The sequence below is a fragment of the Bacteroides sp. 43_46 genome (assembly GCF_001915455.1).
In the GTDB taxonomy this organism is placed as follows: Bacteria; Bacteroidota; Bacteroidia; order Bacteroidales; family Bacteroidaceae; genus Bacteroides; species Bacteroides caccae.
This window is the reverse complement of the sequence record NZ_MNQN01000040.1, coordinates 1-24901: the sequence shown is the minus strand read 5'-3', so window position 1 is coordinate 24901 and position 24901 is coordinate 1. Positions and strand designations below refer to the sequence as shown.

The window sequence follows — 24901 nt, the reverse complement described above, 5'->3', positions numbered from 1 at the left end:
AGCTTTATCGGTTTTCGAGGATTTTACATATTTCGGGGACATAGTTGTCGATGTCTCCTGCTCCCAGAGTAATTAATACTTCAATGTTTTTATCTTTCAGAATGTTCAGTATATCTTCTTTTTTACACATACTTTTTTCGATACCCGGGCGGAGGTTATCATAAATCAGTTTGCTGGTGATGCCCGGAATCGGTGCTTCGCGTGCCGGATAGATATCTACCAGAATTACTTCGTCGAGCAGCGAGAGGCTGTCGGCAAAGTCTTGATAAAAGTCGCGTGTGCGGGTATATAGATGTGGCTGGAAGATAGCTGTGATCTTCTTGTCCTTATAGAGTTCGCGCATGGACAACACGCTCTGTTTGATTTCAGAGGGATGATGTGCATAGTCGCTCAGGAAGACTACCCGGTCGTTCTTTATCTTGAAGTCGAACCGGCGGTCTACTCCGCGGAAGCTGGCCATGCCTTTTTTGATTTCTTCATCGGTCACTCCGTTCAGGTGTGCCAATGCCATGGCAGCTACTCCGTTCTCAATGTTGATACTTACCGGGATTCCTAACTGGATGTCGTTGATCCGGGTATCCGGGGCTACGAAGTCGATGAATATTTCTCCGTTTCCGATGCGGATGTTTTCGGCATGGAAGTCTCCTTCGTCACGTGAATAGTTATAGACACGGACGCCGGGTTGCACTTTCGGTTGTAGGGAGATGCCTTTACGGATAATCAATGCGCCGCCCGGTTGAATGAGAGTTGTGTAATGCTCGAAACTTTCCAGATAGGCCTGTTCTGTACCGTAAATATCCAAATGGTCGGGATCTGTGGCCGTGATAACGGACATATAAGGGGATAGCCAATGGAAAGAACGGTCGAACTCGTCTGCTTCAATGACCGTGTAAGGGCTTTTTTGAGAAAGCAGCAAGTTGGTGCCGTAGTTCTTTGAGATTCCTCCGAGGAAGGCGGTACATTCCACGTGCGACTGGTGGAGCAGGTGGGCAGTCATGGTCGACGTGGTGGTCTTGCCATGAGTTCCTGCTACGCATAAGCCTTTGCTCGAATGAGTGATTGTTCCCAGCACTTGGGCGCGTTTCTGTATTTCGAATCCGTTGTTACGGAAATAAACCAGTTCTTCGTGTTCCTGCGGAACGGCGGGAGTGAATACGACGAGCGTACTTTCCTTGTCCTTACAGGCTTCCGGAATCAGGTCGATGTTTTCTTCGTAATGTATTTGTGCGCCTTCGGCGATCAGGGTTTCAGTCAGTGGAGTAGGGGTACGGTCGTAGCCTGCCACTACTTTGCCTTTGAAAAGGAAGTAACGTACAAGTGCACTCATTCCGATGCCGCCGGCACCTACGAAATAGACTGATTTTATCGTTTCTATATTCATTGCTTTTTTTATTATTCTTTTTCCGCCAGTTTGATAACCTCCTGTGCAATGATTTTTGCAGAATCGGGTAAAGCTAATCTGGCAATATTTTCACTTAGTTCTTTCAGTTTCTGTTCATCTTTGACTGTAGACAGGGCTACATCCAATAAATTGGTTTCCGCTTCACTGTCTTTTACATAAATGGCCGCTTGCTTGTTTACCAATGCCAGTGCGTTTTTGGTCTGGTGGTCTTCTGCTACGTTGGGCGAAGGTACCAGGATAACCGGCTTGTGCAAAAGGCAGAATTCGGAAATAGAACCGGCTCCGGCACGGGAGATTACAAGATCGGCCGCTGCATACGCTGCTGCCATATCCTTGATGAAATCCGTCACATATAAATTCGGGTTTTCTCCCGCCGCTTTTACGGCTTCCGTTACTTGCGGATAATAGTATTTCCCGGTTTGCCAGATAAACTGGACATCACTGTTCTCTTTGATAGCAGACAGTCCGGTGGTCAGCGTTTTGTTGATAGTACCTGCTCCTAAGCTGCCGCCTACAATCAGGATTGTTTTTTTATCCGGCTGTAAGTGGAAAGAGTGTAGTGCATCCTCTTTAGAAGGTATGTCCTTCGTCAGATTCTGGCGGACCGGATTTCCCGTCATGATAATCTTGTCGGCAGGGAAGAACTTCTCCATTCCGTCATAAGCAACGCAAATCTTTCTCGCTTTCTGTGCAAGCAACTTATTGGTAACTCCTGCATACGAGTTCTGTTCTTGGATTAAAGTAGGAACTCCCATCATGCCGGCTGTCTTTAATGTAGGACCACTGGCGTATCCGCCTACACCGACTGCCACTTGCGGGCGGAAGTTTTTGATAATGCTTCGTGCTTTCCATTGGCTGCGTGCCAACTTCACGAGTACAGCTACATTCTTCCATAAGCGTTTGCGGTCAAATCCCGCTATCGGCAGACCGATGATTTCGTAGCCTGCATCGGGAACCCGCTGCATCTCCATACGCCCTTCGGCTCCTACAAAGAGTATCTTTGCGTCAGGACGCAGTTCCGTTATAGCGTTCGCAATGGAAACAGCCGGGAAAATATGTCCTCCTGTACCTCCACCGCTAATGATGATTCTAAGTTCTTTTTCCATAATAATCCTTTCTTCTATCCGTTGTTCTCCGTTTACCGTTCATCATTCACCATTCATCGTTTACAGATCTTGTTCACCCTTTATTGATATCATTTTCATCTTCAAACTTGGCGTCGCTGTTCAGAATCTGTGCTGTCGGTTCGGCAGCCGCCTGTGCTTCGGAATCTGCGGCATTTGTTTCAATTTGCAGTTGAAGTTGTGCATCATGCTCTTTCTGTTCTTCCAGATGAGCGGTATATCGGCTCACGCTTAATATCATTCCGATATAAGCGCAGTTAATCAACGTACTTGTTCCTCCCTTGCTGACCAGAGGCAACGGCTGTCCCGTGACGGGGAATAGTCCGACGGCAACCATCATGTTCAATATGGCCTGTGATACTAGCAGTAAGGCAATACCCATGACGAGGAAGGCGGGGAAAGTCCGTTCGCATTTCTGTGCGATTCGTCCGGCGCGCATCAATAGCCATAGATAAAGGAAGACCACGAATATGCCTCCTATCAGTCCCATTTCTTCGACTACAATAGCGAAGATAAAGTCAGAAAAAGCCTGGCTGAGGAAGTCGCGTTGTATGGAGTTTCCCGGACCTTTGCCTACTACGTGGCTGGTGGCAATGGCAATACGTGCATGTGCAATCTGTGCGTCTTTATCAATATCGAACTTGGCGGCGGGAACCTCTTCCTTATCGAAGAAGCCGGAAACACGGTTCTGCCAGGTTTCGAAACGGTGGAGTCCCGGAGTGTTGTGCAGTGTCTTGGCAGGGATAGCCATTAGTATTCCTACGGCGACCCCACCTACAAGTGCCAGCAATCCCAGCATTCCGAACAGTTTTTTTGCAGATACCCGTCCGATGAACATCATCATGCACACTACACCGAATAACAGCATAGCCGTTGACAGGTTTTCCGGTGCAATAAGTATGAAGACCAGTCCGGTAAGAATCATGATGTATTTAAAGGCTTTGGGATTGGCGCCATATTCATCCTGTTTCTTCGACAGGATAAACGAAACTGCAATGATGACAGCCATTTTGGCTAGTTCCGACGGTTGGAACTGTAATCCCATGAAAGTCATCCAGCGGGCTGCTCCGTTGACACGGTCGCCCGTAATGATACCCATTAACGTGACGAATGCCAATAGAACAAGGGAAACCGGATATAGAAATACCGGAAATACCTGAAACCATTTGTAGGGGACATTGTGCAGAAACACCACTACTACGGCACCTACCATTAGGATGATGGAATGCTGTGTAATCGGTCCCCAGTGGTCACCACTTTTGTAGGTCAGTGTCGAAGCTGCCGAAAACACCTCAATGATTGAGATGAGGCAGAGACAGAGGAAAATAATCCAGATTACCTTGTCGCCTTTGAATATGTTCTTTAATAAATCCACTTTGTCTATTACGAATTATTGATTACAACATTACGGCTTTCTTCGTATTACAACTCCCTTACGTATTTCTTGAACTGGTCGCCACGGTCTTCATAACTGTTGAAGAGGTCGAAAGAAGCGCAGCAAGGGCTTAATAATACGGTTTCACCTTTCTTTGCCAGTTTGTAGGCTGCTTCTACGGCATCCTTCATTCCGGTTTGTACATCAGCTACGGGCAAACCGAAGCGGTCGAAGAAGTCATGGAGTTTCTCGTTGTGGAGTCCCAGGTATACCAGGGCAGAGCACTTTTCACGTACCAAATCCTCGATCTCAGTATAGTCGTTGCCTTTGTCTTTGCCGCCGAGAATCAATACCGTTTTGGTAGTCATGCTTTGCAGGGCATACCAGCAGGAGTTGACATTCGTCGCTTTTGAGTCATTGATAAAATCAATGCCGCGGACACGCGCCACTTTTTCCAACCGATGTTCCACTCCCCTGAAGTCGGAGAGAGCTTTGCGGATGTTCTCTTTGGCAATGCCGGCCAGGTTTGCCGAGATACCGGCAGCTAATGAGTTATATAAATTATGCTGTCCTGTCAATGCCAGTTCTTCCTGTTCCATGTTAAAGGCAATCGGTTCGGTGATTTTTACCTCATGGTCTTCTACATAGGCAATAGCTCCGTCCTCTTTGACGGCAGCAAAAGGATACAAATGAGCTTTCAGACCGTGCTTGGCAAGCTCGTGTCTGATGATAGGGTCGTCATTCCAGAAGATGAAGGCGTCGTCCGGTGTCTGGTTTTGTGTAATGCGGAATTTGGCATCAATGTAATTCTGCATACAGTGGTCGTAGCGGTCCAGATGATCCGGTGTGATATTCATCAATACGGCGATATTCGCACGGAAGTTATACATATTGTCCAACTGGAAAGAACTCAATTCGATGATATAATAGTCATGATGATCTTCGGCTACCTGCAAAGCAAGGCTCTTGCCAATGTTGCCTGCCAAACCTACATTCAGACCTGCACTCTTGAAAATATGGTAAATCAGGGAAGTGGTGGTTGTTTTTCCGTTAGAACCGGTGATGCAAATCATTTTGGCATCAGTATAGCGTCCGGCAAACTCAATTTCTGAGATAACCGGCGTTCCTTGAGCTTTCAGTTTCAGGATGAGTGGAGCGTCATTCGGGATACCGGGGCTTTTGACAACCTCATCGGCATTCAGAATGAGTTCTTCGGTGTGGTGTCCTTCTTCCCAGGCAATAGCGTGGCTGTCCAGAAGTTCCTTATACTTGTCCTTGATAGCGGACATGTCCGAAACAAATGTCTCAAATCCTTTAACTTTGGCAAGCACGGCTGCACCTGCGCCGCTTTCGCCAGCTCCTAATATTACAATTCTTTTCATCTACAATAATGTGCTCTTGTTTCCAATATGCTGAGTTGCTTACTCGTTGGGCACATCTTTTAAAAGTTAATAATCGGGTTAATACTCTCTATATATCGTTGGATTTCCGAACGGAAACCCGCTTCCGACAACCGACAAGGGCCGGAGGTTATCTTATCTTAAGCGTTATTATTGTTATTGCTGCCAGCACAATCGTTACAATCCAGAAACGGACGGTAATCTTTGATTCGTGAAACAATTGGTCGGGCTTGGTAAATTTCACTGTACATCCCGGTTCTATCAGGCTCATGGAAGTACGGAAATGGTCGTGGATCGGTGCCCGTTTGAATAACCGCTGCTTCACTCCTTTCCGTTTTCCCAGCTTGTAGTAAACCCGTTGCAGGATAGCCGATAAATTCTCTACCAGGAATACACCGCAAAGAATCGGTATGAGTAATTCTTTGTGGATGATGATAGCGAAAACGGCAATGATACCACCGATAGTGAGGCTACCCGTATCTCCCATAAATACTTGTGCCGGATAAGCGTTATACCACAGGAAGCCGATCAATGCACCGATGAAGGCGCAGATATAAATTACGAGTTCTTCCGACCCCGGAATATACATAATGTTCAGATAACTTGCAAACTCGATGTGCGACGATACGTATGCCAGGATACCGAGGGTGGCGCCGATTATGGCGGAATTACCTGCGGCCATTCCATCCATTCCGTCATTCAGGTTGGCACCGTTTGATACGGCGGTCACCACGAAGATTGTGATGATAACGAACAATATCCACCCGGCTGTCTGCGCGTGTTCACCCATGAAAGAGACCAGATCGGCATAGTCGAGGTTATTGCTCTTGAAGAAAGGAATCGTTGTTTGAGTCGATTTCAAGTCATTCGTTCCGTGTATCACTTCCATCTCCTGTCCCGGAGTATGTACTTCGATATTTTCACGGATTACCACATCCGGACTTAAATACAAGGTAAGTCCGACAATTAATCCCAAACCTACTTGCCCGATAATTTTAAACTTACCATGCAAACCTTCCTTGTTCTTGCGGAAGATCTTGATGTAGTCGTCGGCAAATCCGAGTGATCCCAACCATACAGTTGTAATCAACATTAATATCATATATATATTGTGCAACTTACCCAGCAACAGGCAAGGAATGAGAATAGCTACGATAATAATCACTCCTCCCATACTCGGCACACCTACCTTGTTGACACCGAACGGGTCAATCTTCGCATCACGTTGTGTCTCCGTGATTTGCTTCTTCTTCAGAAGGTTGATGAATTTGTCACCCCATATACTTGAAATAAGCAATGCGATGAGGACCGCCATTAAGGCACGGAATGAGGTGTAACCGAACATTCCCGCCCCGGGAAAATTGAGCTTATGCAGCCATTCAAACAGATAGTATAACATGATAAATAAATTGTCAATTTATTAATGTGTCGATATGCCGGTTTCCTTACGGACGGTTTGCGAAGCCGAACCGCATATTGGCGTATGAGCACATTGTTTTCATTATTTAAAAATCTCCTTTAATATCTCCTTATCATCAAAATGATGTTTCACTCCTTTTATCTCCTGATAATTTTCGTGCCCTTTTCCGGCAACAAGAATTACATCTCCCTTTTCTGCCAACATACAAGCAGTACGAATCGCTTCCTTACGGTCGGCAATGCTTAATGTCTTTCTCATATCTTCCGCGTCCAGTCCTGCCAGCATATCGTTGATGATGTCCTGCGGCTCTTCAAAACGGGGATTATCCGAGGTGATAATCACACGGTCACTGGCTTTGGCTGCTTCTTTTGCCATGATAGGACGTTTGCCCTTGTCGCGGTTGCCACCGGCACCTACCACAGTGATTACTTTTCCTTTGCCTTCGAGCACTCCGTGTATCGCATTCAATACATTGATAAGCGCATCCGGTGTATGTGCATAGTCTACGATTGCTGTCACTCCTTTCGGTGAACGGACAGCATCGAAGCGTCCGGCTACCGGATGAAGTGTGCTAAGGGCAACGAGTACGTCTTCCTCTTTCTTGCCAAGCAATACGGCAGCTCCGAATACAGCCAACAGATTGGATGCATTGAACTTGCCGATAAATTGAACAGCCAGCTCGTGATTGTTGAAATCGAGCAGCATTCCTTCGAAATGAGATTCCAGTACCCGTCCTTTGAAATTGCTGAGGCTTCTTAATGAATAAGTGTAAACCTTGGAACGTGTATTTTGTGTCATTACCAGTCCGTTCTTATCGTCAAGATTGGTCAGACTGAATGCATTCTTCGGCATATCATCAAAGAACTTCTTCTTGGCTTTCAGATAGTTCTCCACCGTTTTGTGATAGTCGAGGTGATCGCGGGTCAGATTGGTAAAGATACCTCCTGCGAACTTCAATCCGCTGATACGCTTTTGTGCGATAGAGTGCGAACTGACCTCCATAAAGGCATACTTGCATCCTTCATCCGCCATTTTTCCCAATAACCGGTTCAGTGTGATAGGGTCGGGGGTGGTATGTTCTGTTGGAATTGCTTCATCGTCGATATAATTGCAAACGGTAGAAATCAGTCCCACTTTATATCCGAAGTAGCGGAATGTATTATATAATAAGGTGGCAATTGTCGTTTTTCCATTTGTTCCCGTGACGCCGACCAGTTCCATTTTGGAAGTCGGGTCGCCATAGAAAGTTGTGGCAATCTTTCCTGTGGCGTCTTCGCTGTCTTTCACCTGTATATAAGTGATTCCCGCTACCGGTTCCTCCGGCATATCTTCGCAAAGAACAGCAACAGCTCCTTTCTCAATAGCGGTAGGTATATAAGCATGACCGTCAGCTTGCGTACCGCGCATAGCCATGAACAGTTGTCCGGCTTCTACTAAACGGGAATCAATGTTAATTCCGGTGATTTCTATGTCTGACTCTCCGGTCACTTGTACCGGTTGGATTGCTTTCAGTAACTTGTTTAGTAACATACTCTTTTTATATAATACTTATTTTTACTTTTAATTCATGGTAAGGGTAATTGTCTGTCCCTTCCTTATAATCGTTCCGTTGGCTATCGACTGGCTTTTCACTTTCCCCACTCCGACCAGATTGACTTTCAATCCTTTGCTTTCCAACAGATAAACTGCATCTTTCGCTCCCATACCGATTACGCTCGGCACAAAATTCTGCATGATTCCCCGACTTTCCAAAACAACAGCTTGCGGAGCAGCGTGTGTACTTCCCCAAACTTCTTTCCCGGAATCGGCAATCTTGCCTTGTATATTGATATTCAGTTCTTCCAAGACCCGTTGCGTTTGTCTCATCTCTCCAGCCTTCACGTGCGGGATGACAACGGTGTTTGTGTCAATCGCGCTGGTAAGCGGTAATCGGAGGTCTTTTGCATAGACTCTTTCTGCAATCTTGCTGAATACGCTACCGGCCATTAAACCGCCCGAAGCGGTAGGACCGGGCTTCTGAATAGAGACAATCATGCTGTATTTGGGAGCTTCCGAAGGAAAATATCCGCAGAAACTGACAAGGTAATTTGTAACTCCTGCTTTATATCCGGCTGCTCCCTGTGATATTTGTGCCGTACCAGTCTTTCCGGATACATGGAATTGCTTGCTTCCTGCGGGTTTGGCGAGTCCTTCTCCTACCACTTTTTGCAGGATTTCGCGTATCTGTGCCAAAGTCTTGTCCGAACAAATCTTTGGGTTAATAACCTCTGTTGGGTATTCTTTTACTATCTCTCCGTCTTTTACGGCTGCTTTCACAAATTTCGGACGTATACTTACTCCATTGTTTGCTATTGCATTATAGAATGTGAGGATATTGAGGGGCGGAACCTGTGTCTCGTAGCCGATACTCATCCAAGGAAGAGCTGTTTTTGAGAAATAACTTCTTTCTTTCGGCCCGCGTATGTTTGGTTTACCTTCTCCCGCAATCTGTAAATGGAGAGGTTGGTCAATACTCATTCGCCTCAGTCCATCTATATATTTTTGCGGATTGCTACCGTAGAAATGATCGATGATGTAAGATGTGCCAACATTAGAAGAAACCTCCAGGATTTCGGTCACTGTAAGCTTGCCATATCCTCCCCGGCGCCAATTCCAGTCTTTCATTACACGACCGTGCATCGGCATCTGCCCGTTGCCGGTATCTACCACATAATCAGGTGTGATTTTCCCGTCTTCAAGAGCTACCATAATAGAGGCTGTTTTGAAAGTTGAACCCGGTTCAAGCATATCGCTGATCGCATTATTACGCATTTCATAATAATTACCGTCCTTGCCTTTTGTCATATTAACGATTGCTTTCACTTCTCCGGTAGCAACCTCCATTAAGACAACTACTCCGACAAAAGCATTCAACTCTTTCAACTTGTCCACCAATGCCTTCTCGCAAATATCCTGCATACCTACGTCAATCGTACTTATCAGGTCGCAGCCGTCAACCGGCGGCACGTCCACGATATTCAGGTATTTGTTCATCACCTTCTGTCGGTGCGTCAATCCATCCCGTCCTTTCAGTATTGTATCAAAGGCAAGCTCAATACCATTTCTTGCTCCTTTTGCCGTGTCGGCATATACATCTCCCAACGTGCGGGCAGCCAGTGAACCGAAAGGCTTTTTGCGCTGGTTGTAAGCCAACTCTTTGAATCCGCCTTTGTATCGGTTCAAACAGAAAACGGGTAATCTCTTTACCTCTTTATATTGTATATAAGAAATACGTTTCGGATAAATTAGGTAATTACGGCTCTTTGCCTGACGCCCTTTCTTGAGGTGCGCCTTGAATTGGGCCGCGCTTTTGTCGGGGAATATCTTATGAAGTCCGATGCAGATAGAATCCATATTGGCAGTAAGAATAGAATCACGCCGTGCCTGATCCTTTTTTCTGCGTTTTTCATCCTTTTCACCGGACATAAAGTCCATGTATATTCTGTATTCGGGAAGAGAACTTGCCATAAGTTTTCCGTCGGAAGAAATAATGTTTCCACGGTTGGGTTTCACAGTTACGTTCTCTTTAACGAAACGATCGGCTACGTCCTGCCAGTATTGTCGTTCGGCAAACATGGTGATACCAGCCTTTACGACAATTGCCACGCCTATCAACGCCATCAAAAGGATGACGAAGAAGTAACGGGTCATTATATTTTTTTTATTAACTGCCACAGTGCTCGTCTTTTAAAAACTCTCAACTCTCAATTTTCAACTCTCCACTTATTTAATAAGGTAAGGAGGATTCGTAGAAGTCTGCAAATCGCTTTCCTTACTTGAAATATACTCTTCGATACGAGACTGGCGGCTCTTCTCCATTAGTTCCGAACTACGTGTCAGCGCATCGTATTTAATATCTGTCAATTCTTTTTTTAACCGGTCTATCTCGATCTGCTGCTGCTGACTGGCGTAGCGGTTGTGGATGTAGAAGATAATAAATACCATAATCAGTACCAGCAACTTCGTCTGGCGACGGAAAAAGTCGGTAGCCAGAATGTCGCCGCCCAAGATACTTTTCAGTGAAGTGCGTTTCTTCTTCTTGCTTTCGTCTGCCTTCTTGTTTACTGCTTCTTCCATACTTCCTTTTATTATTTTTTCTCTGCAATTCGTAATTTGGCACTTCTCGACCGTGGATTTCTTTCGATCTCCGCCTGGTCGGGTACAATAACTTTGTTGTTGACAAGACGGAACGGCGTTTGCAGGTTTCCGAAGAAATCACTTTCCGCTTTACCTTCCACATTACCCGTCTTCATGATATTCTTTACCATACGGTCTTCCAGTGAATGATAGGTGATTACTACCAGCCTTCCGCCCGGTTTCAATGCTTCGGTTGCGGCTAGCAACATTTCTTTCAACGCTTCCATTTCCTGATTTACTTCAATCCGCAATGCCTGAAATACTTTAGCAAGCTCTTTCTTTTCGCGTTCACGGCCGAAGAGCGGTTTGATAATTTCCAGAAATTCACCGATCGTCCGAATCTGCTGTCCGTTTCTGGCCTTTACGATTACTGATGCCAGCTTGCGGCTATTTTTCAGTTCGCCATACAGATAAAAAATATCCGCCAGGCGTTCTTCCTCATATGTATTAAGTATATCAGCCGCTGTGAGTCCCGCCCGTTTATTCATGCGCATGTCCAAGTCTCCGTCGAAACGGAAGGAGAAACCACGTTCGCTGTCATCGAAGTGGTGAGAGGAGACGCCGAGGTCGGCAAGAATTGCGTCTACCTGTTCAATGTTGTGATAACGCAGAAAATTGTGCAAGTAACGGAAATTACTGCGTACAAAGGTGAAATGAGTATCGTTGACAATGTTCCGTTCGGCATCTTCGTCCTGATCAAATCCCAGCAACCGTCCGCCTTCTCCGAGTCGCGAAAGAATCTCGCGCGAATGACCTGCTCCTCCAAACGTAACGTCTACATACGTTCCGTCCGGACGAATATTCATCCCGTCAACGCTCTCTTTTAGCAATACAGGCACGTGGTATGTCAATTCATCTTTCTCCATCTTGTCTATTTTCGTCGTTCATAATTTCTTCTAATGCTGCACCGAACTCCTCAGGCGACATAAACGGTTGTTCGGCCCGTTCCTTCGCCCAGATCTCTATCTTGTTGTCGATACCGATAAAGCGTATATCCCCGTGGATATTGCATATCTGTAAATACCGTTTGGGGATTAGTATGCGCCCGTTGTTGTCGGGAGTCACCACCTCAACGTCGCTCACAAACTGCCTGAAAATGAGTTGATGTTTGCTGTTCCATTTATTGAGCCTGCTCCGAAGCTCGTTTAATTCCTCGTTCCACACGCTCTCGGGGTACAGAATCAGACAGTCCTGAAATACGTCTTTACGCATAATAAGCTTCTCTTCAGAAGCAATTTGCAACTGCTTCCTGAAGGTGGCGGGGATAAATACCCTTCCTTTGGCGTCCGCCTTGGCTTCAATATTCCCTAAAAAACGTATCATTACCTTATTATAATAAGCGACCGTAAAAGTATGAAATTCCCCACAATTCCCCACAATTTTCCATAAAAAACTTTCAGAGAAGTTTTCAACAGATTGTTAAATGTCTATTTGCTTGAAAATGATGTAGCTTTGATAAGTCTTTATCAGTGGGGAAATATGCTTTGTCAAACAGCAGATTTTGTCTGTATAGGGAAAAAGGAATTGTCAGGCGGCAAATCTTTTTTTTCATAGCAGTAAAGAAAAAAAAGGCAGAAGTGCTTTAATCACTTCTGCCTTTAACCATTGACACAACTAAAAATCTACATTTAATAAATTATTTAATTTGAAGTTTGAAAGTTATATAGTTAAGGTTTAGCGGAAATCTTTCAATTCTTCCTGCAATTTCTGTCGGGTGAAGAAGATACGGCTTTTAACGGTGCCTAACGGTAGGTTCAGTTTCTCTGCAATTTCGCGGTATTTGAAACCGGAAACGTGCATGGCAAACGGAACTCTGTATTCTTTAGGAAGAGCATTGACTACACGGTGCATCTCTTTCAGGTCATAAGCTCTTTCCGTACTTTCAAAACTACCGTCTTGCGGCAGGTTCAAATGATAGAGGTTATCGGTCTGGTCTACAAATGTTTGGTCACGAACTACTTTGCGGTAGTTGTTGATAAAGATGTTACGCATGATGGTGTACATCCAGCCCTTGAAATTATATTTGTCTTCGTTATCTAATGCTTTCAATGATGTTTCCTGCAACAAATCGTTTGCTTCTTCGCGGTCGGTTGTCAGTTTATAAGCGAACCGGAGTAGTTCATCTTGTACTCCTACTAAATCTTTTCTGAAGCTTAAACTTTTCATATACGTTGCTTTTTAAATTGTGAGTATTCGTTGTAATAATTTCGATGATGCAAGTTTACAACATTTCCCGAAGTCCGGTAGGGGGGGATTCAACTTTCTTTAGGGGAAAAACTATCTGCGGATAGATTTTAGGTCATATTTGATAGTTTTTAGGTGTTGTTTTTTTGCGATGTGAACTTAATTCCTGCATTTTCTACCAAATTATTGCGATTAATAAAAAAGAACCGCTAATTTTGTGGCATCATTTTTATTTGAAAAGAATGACTGATGACTCTTTATTTTTGATTGATGTCGATAAGATACTTCGGACGAAGGCTTCGAAGCACTATAAGTACATCCCTAAGTTTGTGACTTCTTATTTAAAAAGAATCGTTCATCAGGATGAGATAAACATATTCCTGGATGAATCGAAAGACAAGGTGGGAGTGGACTTTCTAGAAGCGTGTATGGACTTTCTGGACGCAAAAGTAGATGTGAAAGGCATTGAGAATCTTCCCAAAGACGGGCTGTGTACTTTCGTTTCCAATCATCCGCTGGGCGGACAAGACGGAGTTGCGCTGGGCTATGTGCTGGGGCGTCACTATGACGGAAAAGTGAAATATCTGGTAAATGACCTGCTGATGAACTTGCGCGGACTTGCTCCGCTTTGTATTCCGATTAATAAAACAGGGAAGCAGGCGAAGGACTTCCCGAAAATGGTGGAAGCCGGATTCCAGTCCGATAATCAACTGATCATGTTTCCCGCCGGGCTGTGCTCGCGTCGTTATAACGGAGTGATTCGTGATCTGGAATGGAAAAAAACATTTGTGGTAAAGAGCGTACAAACAAAACGTGATGTGATACCTGTGCACTTTGGTGGCAGGAATTCTGATTTCTTCTACAATCTGGCCAATATTTGTAAGGCATTGGGGATTAAGTTTAACATCGCTATGTTGTATCTTGCGGATGAAATGTTTAAAAACCGCCATAAAACTTTTACTGTCACCTTTGGTAAACCTATTCCCTGGCAGACTTTCGATAAGTCGAAAACACCTGCACAGTGGGCTGAATACGTAAAGGATATTGTATATAAACTGTAACTGATAGAACAACTATAACAAGGAATATGGAAGATATTATTAAACCGATAAGCAAGGAACTGCTGAAGGCAGAGTTGACGGAGGACAAACGCTTACGAATGACGAATAAGAGTAATAATCAGATTTATATTATTACTCACCTGAACGCTCCTAATGTGATGAGGGAAATCGGTCGTTTGCGTGAGATAGCTTTCCGTGCTGCCGGTGGAGGGACAGGTTTGTCAATGGATATTGATGAATACGACACAATGGAGCATCCTTACAAGCAGTTAATTGTATGGAACCCGGAAGCGGAAGAAATTCTGGGGGGATATCGGTATCTGCTCGGGACAGATGTGCGCTTTGATGAAAAAGGGGCGCCGATTCTGGCTACTTCCCACATGTTCCATTTTTCGGATACTTTTATTAAAGAATATCTGCCTCAAACAATCGAATTGGGACGCTCGTTTGTGACGCTTGAATACCAGTCTACCCGTGCCGGAAGCAAAGGTCTGTTTGCTTTGGATAATCTTTGGGACGGATTGGGGGCGTTGACTGTTGTCATGCCGAATGTGAAATACTTCTTTGGTAAAGTGACCATGTATCCCAGTTATCACCGTCGCGGTCGCGATATGATTCTTTATTTCCTCAAGAAGCATTTCTGTGATAAAGAACATCTGGTGACTCCAATGGACCCGTTAAAATCGGAAACTTCCGAAGAAGAACTGAAAGCGTTGTTCTGCAAGAATACGTTTAAAGAAGATTATAAGATCCTGAATTGTGAGATTCGCAAATTAGGATATAATATTCCACCGTTGGTAAATGCTTATATGAGCTTGAGTCCCACTATGCGTATGTTTGGCACAGCTATCAACTATGAGTTTGGGGATGTAGAAGAAACCGGAATCCTGATTGCTGTAGATGAAATATTGGAGGACAAGCGCATGCGCCACATCCAGACGTTTATTGAAAGTCATCCGGATGCGTTGAAAATGCCTTGTGAGGAGGATGAGGCGTTTACTCCTAAAGTCGTTACACCGCAGGCAGACTGTTACCGTTAATCTTGCGGTAGAGGTCAAGAGCAAAGACATCGGTCATTCCTGATATATAATCAAGTACCGCCTGTATTCTTTCATAGAGTGCAGGTGCTTTTATATTGTACTGGCTGGAGACCCGGTTAATTAGAAGTTCGGAGTAAGCCTTTCCGGGTGAGGTCACCGCATCTACCATTAACTCAAGTAGGGTACTGATAACCCGGAAGCCGGCTAACTCGATGTCCAGTACATCTCGTGAGCGGTAAATCTTCTTGATCGAAACTTCGGCACAATGCTTGTAAGCCTTTGCCGGACGTTCGGAGATATGTTTGATAAGTGCTTCTTCAAATGTGCCGGAAAGTATTTCTTGCTCGTGTTCCAAAAATACACGTGTACATTCCCGGATTAATAATCCGATCACAGAAGAACGCAGATAAGCGATTTGTTCATTGGTGTCATTTACGATATGGAATGTTTTTTGGATATGTGCCTGCCGTTCTTCGTTGAAGTATGCCATTAGCAGTTCTTTAGTTTCCTCGGTTGTGAGAATTTTCAATTTATGGGCGTCTTCAATGTCCATCATCTGATAACAGATATCATCGGCAGCTTCTACCAGGTATACCAGTGGGTGGCGTGCATATTTCAGCGGGTGTTCGTTGAGCAAAGTAAGCCCCAGTTCCGTAGCAATTCTGTGAAAACTCTCTTCTTCGCTGACAAAGAAGCCGAATTTTGATTTCGTACCTGCAAGACTGGATGAAAAAGGGTATTTCACAATGGAAGCTAATGTCGTGTAAGTCATGGCAAATCCTCCTTTCCGGCGTCCTTCAAATTGGTGTGTGAGCAGTCGGAATGCGTTCGCATTTCCTTCAAAATGTGTCAAATCTTCCCATTCCATCGAAGAAAGTTGTTCTCCATCCGGTTGCTTGTCCTTTAAGAATTGTCCTTTACCTTCAGAAAAAAAAGTAGATATGGCCCGTTCGCCGGAATGTCCGAAAGGCGGGTTGCCCAAGTCGTGCGCCAGGCAGGCGGCGGAAACGATAGAACCTATTTCCGGTAGGAAAGACTCCTGCAGTTCGGGCTGGCGCTCAAGAATCGCTTTTGCGACGTCATTTCCTAACGAACGTCCGACACAGGATACTTCAAGGCTGTGTGTGAGCCGGTTGTGTACGAAGATACTGCCCGGTAAAGGGAATACTTGGGTTTTGTTTTGCAGTCGGCGGAAAGGGGCGGAGAAAATGAGGCGGTCATAGTCCCGTTGAAATTCCGAACGGTTTTCCTGGCGTTCTTCATGGAACTCTTCCATTCCGAAGCGTTTTGCAGATATTAATTGGTTCCAATTCATCATTTTAATCATTATTTCGTTATTTACCATTCACAAATTAGTTGCCGGTACATTATTTAACTGCAAACTTAACTATTTTTCAGTTCAAAATGTGTATTTTCGCCCGTTAATATAGTAAACGTGTATTTATGAATATTCAAGTTATCAATAAATCGAAGCACTCGCTTCCGGCTTATGCCACTGAATTGTCTGCAGGAATGGATATCCGTGCTAATCTTTCCGAACCTATCACATTGGAACCGCTACAACGCTGCCTGGTGCCTACCGGACTATATATTGCTCTCCCACAGGGATTTGAAGCACAAATTCGTCCGCGTAGTGGTTTGGCTATCAAGAAAGGGATTACCGTTCTCAATTCTCCGGGAACCATTGATGCAGATTATCGGGGAGAGATTTGTATTATTTTAGTTAATCTGTCATCGGAAACTTTTGTGATTGAAGACGGTGAACGTATTGCACAAATGGTGATAGCAAAACATGAACAGGCCGTATGGCAGGAAGTGGAAGTATTGGATGAAACGGAACGGGGAGCCGGCGGCTTCGGTCACACAGGAAAAAAATGAAAAGGATACTATTATTCTCGTTGTTAAGTACTTTGCTGCTTACTTCCTGCATGGCTGTGCAAGTGGTGGGGAGTGTAGCAGGAGGTGCGGTTATGGTGTCGGGGTATGCTCTTGGCGCGAATGCAGTTACAAAGAAGGTTAAGAAAAAGAAGGATAAAAAGAAAAAAGTTCAGAAGGAAGAAGTTTTGGCTTCTCAATTAACAGAGGAGCAACAGCGTAAGTATGACTATTTTTTTCTGGAAGCCATGCGGATGAAAGAAAAGAAAGAGTATGACGCGGCTTTCGGGTTGTTGGAACATTGTCTGGACATTCACCCGAATGCTTCTTCTGCGCTTTACGAAATATCCCAGTATTATATGTTTCTCCGTCAAGTGCCGCAAGGGCAGGCAGCCTTGGAAAAGGCTGTGACTTATGCACCTGATAATTACTGGTATAGTCAAGGGCTGGTGAGTCTGTATCAACAACAGAATGAGTTGGATAAAGCTGTTACGTTGCTTGAAGAAATGGTAACCCGTTTCCCGACCAAGCAAGATCCTCTGTTCAATCTTCTCGACATCTATGGACGACAGGAGAAGTACAGTGATGTAATTTCTACACTGAACCGGCTGGAAAAACGCTTAGGTAAGAATGAACAGTTGTCGATGGAGAAATTCCGTATTTATCTTCAGATGAAGGATGACAAGAAGGCTTTTCAGGAAATAGAGAGTCTTGTCAATGAATATCCGGCAGATATGCGTTATCAAGTGATACTGGGGGATGTATATCTTCAGAACGGAAAAAAAGAGGAAGCATATGAGGCTTATCAGAAGGTATTGTCAGTAGAACCGGATAATCCAATGGCTCTCTTTTCAATGGCATCTTATTATGAACAGACGGGTCAGAAGGAACTATACCAGCAACAACTCGATACGTTATTGCTGAATAAGAAAGTTACTCCGGATACAAAAATCAGTGTCATGCGTCAGGTGATTGTGGAGAATGAACAATCATCGGTAAAAGATAGTACGGAAGTGATCGCCTTGTTTGACCGGATGATGGAACAAGATTTGGATGATCCGCAGATTCCGATGCTTTATGCACAATATCTGTTGTCGAAAAGTATGGAAGCGGAGGCGGTACCGGTACTGGAACAGGTTGTTGATTTGGATCCGACTAATAAAGCTGCCCGTCTTATGCTGATAAGTGCGGCGATAAAGAAGGAAGACTATAAACAGATTATAAAAGTCTGCGAACCGGGTATTGAGGCTACTCCGGATGCATTGGATTTCTATTATTATCTAGCCATTGCCTATCATCAGGCAGAACAGCCGGACAGTGTGTTGAGCGTTTGTACCAAGGCGCTGGAACGTGTGACGACTGACACGCGGAAAGAAATAGTCTCGAATTTCTACTCAATTATGGGGGATATCTATCATACCAAGAAACAAATGAAGGAAGCATACGCAGCCTATGATTCGGCTTTAGTGTATAATCCGTCCAATATTGGTACATTGAATAATTATGCTTATTATTTGTCCGTGGAACGCCGCGATCTGGATAAGGCGGAAGAAATGAGTTACAAGACGGTGAAGGCCGAACCTAACAATGCCACTTATCTCGACACATACGCTTGGATTCTTTTTGAGAAGGGTAACTATGCAGAAGCTCGCATCTACATTGATAATGCAATGAAGAGTGACGAAGAAAAGAGTGATGTGGTTGTGGAACACTGCGGTGATATCTATTTTATGACCGGTGATGTGGAAGGTGCACTGAAATACTGGAAGAAAGCATTGGAAATGGGTAGTGAATCGAAAACACTGAAAGAGAAAATAGAAAAGAAGAAATATATTGCAGAATGAAAAGAATAGTTTTTCTATTGTTGGTTGTAGTTGTGCTGGCCGGGTGTAAGAGCTCGAAGCATTTGGCGACTTCGGAGAAGAATGTTCAGGTGTCCAGCTATCTGACTTCCAAACTTCAATTGACTATTCCCGGTAAAAAGGGGGGAAGTATGTCTGTTGGGGGAACTATGAAGATGAAAACCCATGAGCGGGTACAAATATCCTTATTAATGCCTATCTTGCGTACGGAAGTAGCGCGTGTGGAAGTTACTCCTGACGGTGTGCTATTGGTAGACCGGATGAACAAACGTTTTGTCCGTGCCACCAAAGATGAATTGAAGGGCATGCTGCCGAAGAATGCAGAATTTTCCCGTCTGGAGAAGATATTGTTGGATGCCTCTTTGCCCGGTGGGAAGACGGAATTGTCAGGAAAAGATATAGGCATTCCCTCGTTGGAAAAGGCTAAAGTCCAACTTTATGAGTTCTCGACAAAAGAATTTTCAATGACTCCTACGGAACTTACTTCTAAATATCGGCAAGTTCCCTTGGAAGAATTAGTAAAAATGCTGGTAGCTTTCTTATGATGAAACATTTCTTTGTAATTCTGATTGGTTGTCTATGGTTGGCAATTCCTCTTTTCGCTCAGTCGAACAAGCTGATTCGTGAGTTGGAAAGCAAACGTGGTGCGCTGCAAAAGCAGATCTCCGAGACGGAATCAATCTTGAAGGATACAAAGAAAGATGTGGGTAGTCAGTTGAATAGTCTGGCGGTATTGACCGGCCAGATCGAGGAGCGGAAACGTTATATCATTGCTATCAATAATGACGTGGAAGCGATAGAACGTGAACTGACTTCCTTGCAACGTCAGTTGAACGGTTTGCAAAAGGATTTGAAGGATAAGAAGAAAAAGTATGAGGCTTCTGTCCAATACTTGTATAAGAACAAGTCGATTGAAGAAAAACTGATGTTTATTTTCTCTGCCAAGAATCTCGGGCAGACTTACCGCCGTATGCGCTATGTTCGTGAATATGCTACTTATCAACGGTTGCAAGGTGAGGAAATCCTGAAGAAACAGGAACAGATACGGAAGAAAAAGGTGGAACGGGAACAGGTGAAAGCCGCTAAAGAGAGTCTGTTGAAAGAGCGTGAAGGCGAGAAGACCAAACTGGAAGCGCAGGAGAAGGAAAAACGTACGCTTGTGGCCAATCTGCAAAAGAAACAGAGAGGGTTGCAAGGTGAGATCAATAAGAAACGGAGAGAAGCTAACCAATTGAATGCCCGCATTGACAAGTTGATTGCAGAAGAAATAGAACGTGCCCGCAAGCGTGCCGAGGAAGAAGCCCGACGCGAGGCTGCCGCCCGTAAGAAAGCGGAGGGTAAAGAAAGTCAAACTGCCGGAACCGGAACAACCGTTAAAACGAACTCGAAGCCTCTGGAAGCTTATACAATGAGTAAAGCCGACCGGGAATTGTCCGGCAATTTTGCAGCCAATCGGGGAAAACTTCCTATGCCTATATCCGGTGCTTATATTATCACCAGCCATTATGGACAATATGCTGTGGAAGGTCTTCGTAATGTGAAACTGGATAATAAAGGTATTGATATCCAAGGAAAGCCGGGAGCACAGGCACGTGCTATCTTTGACGGAAAAGTCGCAGCAGTATTCCAGTTGAATGGATTATTTAATGTACTAATCCGCCATGGCAACTATATTTCCGTTTACTGTAACTTATCATCGGCTTCTGTAAAGTCCGGCGACATGGTGAAGACCAAGCAATCTATCGGACAAGTTTTCTCTGACGGCACTGATAATGGAAGAACGGTATTGCACTTCCAGTTACGCCGGGAGAAAGAGAAACTGAATCCGGAACCTTGGCTGAACCGATAGTCAAACAATGTAAGGCATACGTATACAAGAAATATGTCAAAACTAAATCTTTTCTAGGTAAGTTATTGCAAATGAAGGGCGTATTTGGCATCTTTTTTCTAATGTATTATCCTAAAAGTTGAATTAATGATTAATTTTTATCCTTTATTGAACAATTTGTTTTAAAAAAACAATTAGTTTTTTCTCATCTTTGTAGAATGAATTTTAGATTTCTTTTGGTAAGTCTGTTTAATAGTAATTAATTAATAAAACACCATGAAAAAGTTATGTGTATGGGCAGTTGCCGCCCTTTTAATGGCAGCTTGTACACCGAAAGCCGAGAAAGCTACGGATTCCGGTCTATTACAGAGTAATTTCCGTACGGAAGTGGACGGAAAGAAAACCGATCTCTACATTCTGCGCAACAAGAACAATATGGAAGTTTGCATCACGAACTTTGGCGGACGCATTGTTTCTGTCATGGTTCCCGATAAGGACGGACAGATGCGTGATGTAGTTCTTGGTTTCGATTCCATTCAGGATTATATCAGCAAACCTTCCGACTTCGGTGCAAGCATCGGACGTTATGCTAACCGTATCAATCAGGGTAAGTTTACGTTGGACGGTGTAGAATATCAGCTTCCCCGTAATAACTACGGCCATTGCCTGCACGGAGGTCCGCAAGGGTTCCAGTATCGGGTGTATGACGCCGTACAATTGAATCCGCAGGAATTGCAACTGACTTATGTGGCAAAAGATGGTGAAGAAGGTTTTCCGGGAAACATTACTTGTAAAGTGCTGATGAAACTGACTGACGACAATGCAATCGATATTCAGTATGAAGCGGAGACGGATAAACCGACTATTGTCAATATGACCAACCACTCTTATTTTAATCTGGATGGCGATGCGGGCAGCAACGCAGAGCATCTGCTGACTATTGATGCAGATTATTATACTCCGGTGGACAGCACCTTTATGACTACCGGTGAAATAGTTCCGGTAGAAGATACTCCAATGGATTTCCGTACACCAATGCCGGTGGGAGAACGTATCAACGATTTCGACTTTGTGCAACTGAAGAACGGTAATGGTTATGATCACAACTGGGTATTGAATGCCAAAGGCGATATTAACCGTAGGGCTGCTTCATTGAAATCTCAGAAAACAGGTATTGTATTGGATGTATATACCAATGAACCGGGAGTTCAGGTATATGCCGGAAACTTCCTTGATGGTTCGCTGACCGGAAAGAAAGGTATTACCTATAATCAACGTGCTTCCGTATGTCTTGAAACACAGAAATATCCGGATACTCCGAACAAGCCTGAATGGCCTTCGGCTGTTCTGCGTCCGGGCGAGAAATACATGAGCCAGTGCATTTTTAAATTCTCGGTGGACAAGTAATACAGATTAGTTCCGAGCGTTTCGTTATAGGGGTATTTGTAATAACAGAAATAATCCCGTTAAATGTGAGCAGTCAATATCTGATGTTTTAGATATTGACTGCTTAATAATAATATAAAAGAGTATGGAAGATCTGATAAATGCACGTTGCGGCTGGGCCGGAACAGATGAATTATACCTAAAATACCATGACGAAGAATGGGGCCAACCCGTTACTGATGACAGAACTCTATTTGAGTTCTTGGTACTCGAAAGTGCTCAGGCAGGACTATCCTGGATTACTATCCTTCGAAAGCGTGAAGGATACCGGGAAGCCTTTCATCATTTTGATGTGGAGAAAGTAGCACAAATGACACAGGAAGATATCGAACGGTTAATGCAATATGATGGAATCGTCAAAAATCGGTTGAAGATCAATAGTACAATCAATAATGCAAAACTATTTATAGCTATTCAGAAAGAGTACGGTAGTTTCTACAAATACACCTTATCATTCTTCCCCAAACAACGGGCTATCGTCAATAATTTTAAAACTTTAAGTCAGGTTCCGGCTACATCTCCCGAATCGGACGCTATGAGCAAAGACATGAGAAAGCGAGGCTTCAAGTTTTTTGGATCAACTATTTGTTATGCTTTTTTGCAGGCTGCCGGTTTTGTGAATGATCATTTGGAAGATTGTTTCTGTAAAGCTGTTCGATAAAAAAAAGCGAGGGGATAACCTAATGTGTAACATGCTTTAAAAGCGATGAAGGTGCAATTATCTCGTTTGATAATACATCTTTTTTATCTTGTGAAAAAGAATATTGATGATGATTGACTATGTGAATATTCTTTTCGCTATATTTGTAATTCAAGAGCACAAGATAAAGTAAGTAATGAAATTTTCGACTTATTCTTTTAAACAGTTACTGTCAGGAGGTTTGCTTTGTTGTTTGATTCTGTTGGCAGCTTATATATTTCAGGCATTTTTTCCTGGAATGTATGTTGATGCATTCTCATCTTCTATGCATCTATTGATGTGGTTGACTCTCTTTGTGGGGGCATTACTGTGGACATTTCATGAGAAGGGAGAAACCTTTGGCATTTCTGAGGTGATAGATTGGCAGTTCATTGCAGCTTTTATTTTGATTACAGCAGATGAAATTTATATGATTATGCCGAGAGAAATCCATATGGAAATAGCACCGGTATTATCTGAGTATACTATTCCTGTGTTAGCCGTTATTGGTATAATGGTAGCCGCTACAATAAAAGTCTCTATTACACTGTATCATAAATTGGCGGACGAACGTCGGCAGGCTATTCTTCAAGCTCAAAAAATACAGCAATTGCTAGATTCTCCTCCACCAGAACAGAAAGGAATTTCTTTCTTGCGTAAGCTCGTAGAGAATCAATCTATTGCTCAATTCTCGGCCAAAGACTATCTTTTGCTGGTGGAAGGATGCCAAATTGTTGATCCTGAGTTTTTTAATTGGCTTAAGAAGCAGGATTTCCAACTTCCACCGCGAGATATTGTATTATGTGTGTTGATTCGGATGTATAAGAAGAAAGAGGAAATATTATCCATATTTTGTATTACTGATGGGACTTATCGTACGATGAGGTCTCGTGCTCGAAAGCGTTTAGGGCTTGACGACAAGGATTTGGACATTTTTCTTCAAAAGGAATTAAAATAATAACTTTTGTAAAGTACCTGCCAATCGTATAAATGTGTCAATAATAGTCAAACTCCCACCCATGATGATGTAATAGAACCACATTCTTTTATTAGAGTATGGTTCTTGTGGAAATATACTGATTGCTCCTATTACAAGTGTTATACGTGCGAGAAGTTCAAAGAAGATAATTAGGAAATCTTGAAATGTGTAGTTTAAGTTGTCAATAAAGCAATCTAAATAACACATTGCAATGCTGGTAAGCCACATTACATTATTCAAGACTATATATATAATTATTTTTTTATACATTCTTCGTATACTCTGTCAGATGTTCTTTTACTCCTTTCATACTTAGCTAATGCTTGTGTATAACAATAATTTGTAGAAGACTCTTGTCTACATTTTATGATAGCATTATCATAATCTGCTTTTGCTTGTGCATACGCTATCTGTTTATTTGTTTCGCAACTATTAGCATTACCTTCTGTTCGTGTCTTTATAAGTGTTTTTCCTGTAAATTCACGACTTTCAGCATACTGCATGAATAGTAACATACGTTCATCCTCGCTTAGTTTGGAGAACCCAGTGTGCAAAAGTAAGTTTTCCTTGGCTTCATTCATCTGTTGGAGTTCTTTTTCTAAATTTGCTTTTCCGATAAACTCTTCCATATAATCATCATCGTTTAAATTTTCCATGAGTTTGTTATACTCTTCTGCGCTCAAGGTTGAAGTGTAAGCTTGAAACTTATCTGATAGAAGTTCACTGTTCCTTTCAAATTCCCAAAATTCATCAGAAGTTGCTATGGGAGTTTTGTATCATACATTTGCTCATCATTATAATCATTCGAATTACAACTATTGAAAAAAGTTGTTGCAAGTACAACACAGACAATGGCTGTTACATGGAGGCTAATTTTTTTCTTTGGGTTAATCATATCCGTTCGATTTAGTTTGTTGTGGGTACAAAGTAACGAAAAATAGTTTTGTTTTAAAGATAATATTTGCATAAAAAATAGTTTATCTAGTTAGGTCTTGATTTAATGCATATTTGTAATGTTACAATATAGGGTTATCTAATCTTTTCTGTGAT

22 protein-coding genes are annotated in these 24901 nt (G+C 43.3%); 9 read left to right on the top strand and 13 right to left on the bottom strand.

Features of this window, described 5'->3' with window-relative positions; all coding sequences use genetic code 11:
• Positions 1–4: 4 nt before the first annotated feature.
• From murC to BHV72_RS03905, 11 genes are all read right to left on the bottom strand, one after another.
• A complete protein-coding gene (gene murC / locus BHV72_RS03955; RefSeq protein ID WP_005679275.1) occupies positions 5–1381 on the bottom strand; it encodes a UDP-N-acetylmuramate--L-alanine ligase in 1377 nt (458 codons plus the stop codon).
• Between the two features lie 11 nt (positions 1382–1392).
• Positions 1393–2508, bottom strand: coding sequence for an undecaprenyldiphospho-muramoylpentapeptide beta-N-acetylglucosaminyltransferase (murG, locus tag BHV72_RS03950; protein WP_022041986.1), 1116 nt, complete (start codon positions 2506–2508; stop codon positions 1393–1395).
• A gap of 73 nt (positions 2509–2581) precedes the next feature.
• Positions 2582–3901 carry an FtsW/RodA/SpoVE family cell cycle protein gene (locus BHV72_RS03945; RefSeq protein ID WP_005682298.1) on the bottom strand — a complete coding sequence of 440 codons (1320 nt, stop codon included), beginning with the start codon at positions 3899–3901 and terminating at the stop codon, positions 2582–2584.
• A 47-nt stretch (positions 3902–3948) separates the two neighbouring features.
• On the bottom strand, positions 3949–5283 hold the full coding sequence (murD, locus tag BHV72_RS03940) for a UDP-N-acetylmuramoyl-L-alanine--D-glutamate ligase (RefSeq protein ID WP_005679278.1): 1335 nt from the start codon (positions 5281–5283) through the stop codon (positions 3949–3951).
• Between the two features lie 148 nt (positions 5284–5431).
• Positions 5432–6700, bottom strand: coding sequence for a phospho-N-acetylmuramoyl-pentapeptide-transferase (mraY, locus tag BHV72_RS03935; protein WP_005679280.1), 1269 nt, complete (start codon positions 6698–6700; stop codon positions 5432–5434).
• A 102-nt stretch (positions 6701–6802) separates the two neighbouring features.
• Entirely contained in the window at positions 6803–8251 is a 1449-nt protein-coding gene (locus BHV72_RS03930; RefSeq protein ID WP_005679282.1) for a UDP-N-acetylmuramoyl-L-alanyl-D-glutamate--2,6-diaminopimelate ligase, read from the bottom strand.
• Between the two features lie 30 nt (positions 8252–8281).
• Positions 8282–10411, bottom strand: a complete 2130-nt coding sequence (locus BHV72_RS03925; protein WP_005682297.1) for a PASTA domain-containing penicillin-binding protein — start codon at positions 10409–10411, stop codon at positions 8282–8284.
• Between the two features lie 72 nt (positions 10412–10483).
• Complete coding sequence (locus BHV72_RS03920) at positions 10484–10837, bottom strand: FtsL-like putative cell division protein (RefSeq protein WP_005679284.1); 354 nt, start codon at positions 10835–10837, stop codon at positions 10484–10486.
• Between the two features lie 11 nt (positions 10838–10848).
• Positions 10849–11763 carry a 16S rRNA (cytosine(1402)-N(4))-methyltransferase RsmH gene (rsmH, locus tag BHV72_RS03915; protein WP_005682296.1) on the bottom strand — a complete coding sequence of 305 codons (915 nt, stop codon included), beginning with the start codon at positions 11761–11763 and terminating at the stop codon, positions 10849–10851.
• A complete protein-coding gene (mraZ, locus tag BHV72_RS03910; protein WP_286854822.1) occupies positions 11750–12220 on the bottom strand; it encodes a division/cell wall cluster transcriptional repressor MraZ in 471 nt (156 codons plus the stop codon). Before mraZ ends, rsmH begins: the two co-directional genes overlap by 14 nt.
• Before the next feature lie 351 nt (positions 12221–12571).
• Positions 12572–13063 carry an RNA polymerase sigma factor gene (locus BHV72_RS03905; protein WP_286854820.1) on the bottom strand — a complete coding sequence of 164 codons (492 nt, stop codon included), beginning with the start codon at positions 13061–13063 and terminating at the stop codon, positions 12572–12574.
• A 260-nt stretch (positions 13064–13323) separates the two neighbouring features.
• Between BHV72_RS03905 and glsA the strand changes: the two genes are divergently transcribed.
• Positions 13324–14142, top strand: a complete 819-nt coding sequence (gene glsA / locus BHV72_RS03900; RefSeq protein ID WP_286854818.1) for a lyso-glycine lipid O-acyltransferase GlsA — start codon at positions 13324–13326, stop codon at positions 14140–14142.
• 26 nt (positions 14143–14168) lie between these two features.
• Complete coding sequence (glsB, locus tag BHV72_RS03895; RefSeq protein ID WP_022041598.1) at positions 14169–15182, top strand: glycine N(alpha)-acyltransferase GlsB; 1014 nt, start codon at positions 14169–14171, stop codon at positions 15180–15182.
• On the opposite strand, the gene BHV72_RS03890 is transcribed toward glsB, so the two are convergent.
• Complete coding sequence (locus BHV72_RS03890) at positions 15154–16500, bottom strand: deoxyguanosinetriphosphate triphosphohydrolase (protein ID WP_032838457.1); 1347 nt, start codon at positions 16498–16500, stop codon at positions 15154–15156. The two genes, glsB and BHV72_RS03890, sit on opposite strands and share 29 nt — an antisense overlap.
• Before the next feature lie 125 nt (positions 16501–16625).
• Between BHV72_RS03890 and dut the strand changes: the two genes are divergently transcribed.
• The 7 genes from dut (at position 16626) to BHV72_RS03855 (ending at position 23830) form a co-directional block, all read left to right on the top strand.
• On the top strand, positions 16626–17060 hold the full coding sequence (gene dut, locus BHV72_RS03885) for a dUTP diphosphatase (RefSeq protein WP_005679292.1): 435 nt from the start codon (positions 16626–16628) through the stop codon (positions 17058–17060).
• Positions 17057–18901, top strand: coding sequence for a tetratricopeptide repeat protein (locus tag BHV72_RS03880; RefSeq protein ID WP_055170093.1), 1845 nt, complete (start codon positions 17057–17059; stop codon positions 18899–18901). Before dut ends, BHV72_RS03880 begins: the two co-directional genes overlap by 4 nt.
• The gene (gene lolB1 / locus BHV72_RS03875; RefSeq protein ID WP_005679295.1) at positions 18898–19464 is read left to right on the top strand and encodes a lipoprotein insertase outer membrane protein LolB1; all 567 of its coding nucleotides are present in this window, start codon (positions 18898–18900) and stop codon (positions 19462–19464) included. The genes BHV72_RS03880 and lolB1 overlap by 4 nt, the downstream gene beginning before the upstream one ends.
• Positions 19461–20768 (top strand): murein hydrolase activator EnvC family protein, encoded by a 1308-nt coding sequence (locus BHV72_RS03870; protein WP_122134432.1) that lies wholly within the window; start codon positions 19461–19463, stop codon positions 20766–20768. Before lolB1 ends, BHV72_RS03870 begins: the two co-directional genes overlap by 4 nt.
• A gap of 255 nt (positions 20769–21023) precedes the next feature.
• Complete coding sequence (locus BHV72_RS03865; protein WP_005679297.1) at positions 21024–22154, top strand: aldose epimerase family protein; 1131 nt, start codon at positions 21024–21026, stop codon at positions 22152–22154.
• Between the two features lie 124 nt (positions 22155–22278).
• Positions 22279–22854 (top strand): DNA-3-methyladenine glycosylase I, encoded by a 576-nt coding sequence (locus BHV72_RS03860; RefSeq protein WP_022041596.1) that lies wholly within the window; start codon positions 22279–22281, stop codon positions 22852–22854.
• 175 nt (positions 22855–23029) lie between these two features.
• Positions 23030–23830, top strand: coding sequence for a hypothetical protein (locus tag BHV72_RS03855; RefSeq protein ID WP_022041595.1), 801 nt, complete (start codon positions 23030–23032; stop codon positions 23828–23830).
• A gap of 275 nt (positions 23831–24105) precedes the next feature.
• On the opposite strand, the gene BHV72_RS03850 is transcribed toward BHV72_RS03855, so the two are convergent.
• Positions 24106–24507 carry a hypothetical protein gene (locus BHV72_RS03850; RefSeq protein WP_286854808.1) on the bottom strand — a complete coding sequence of 134 codons (402 nt, stop codon included), beginning with the start codon at positions 24505–24507 and terminating at the stop codon, positions 24106–24108.
• Positions 24508–24901 lie beyond the last annotated feature (394 nt).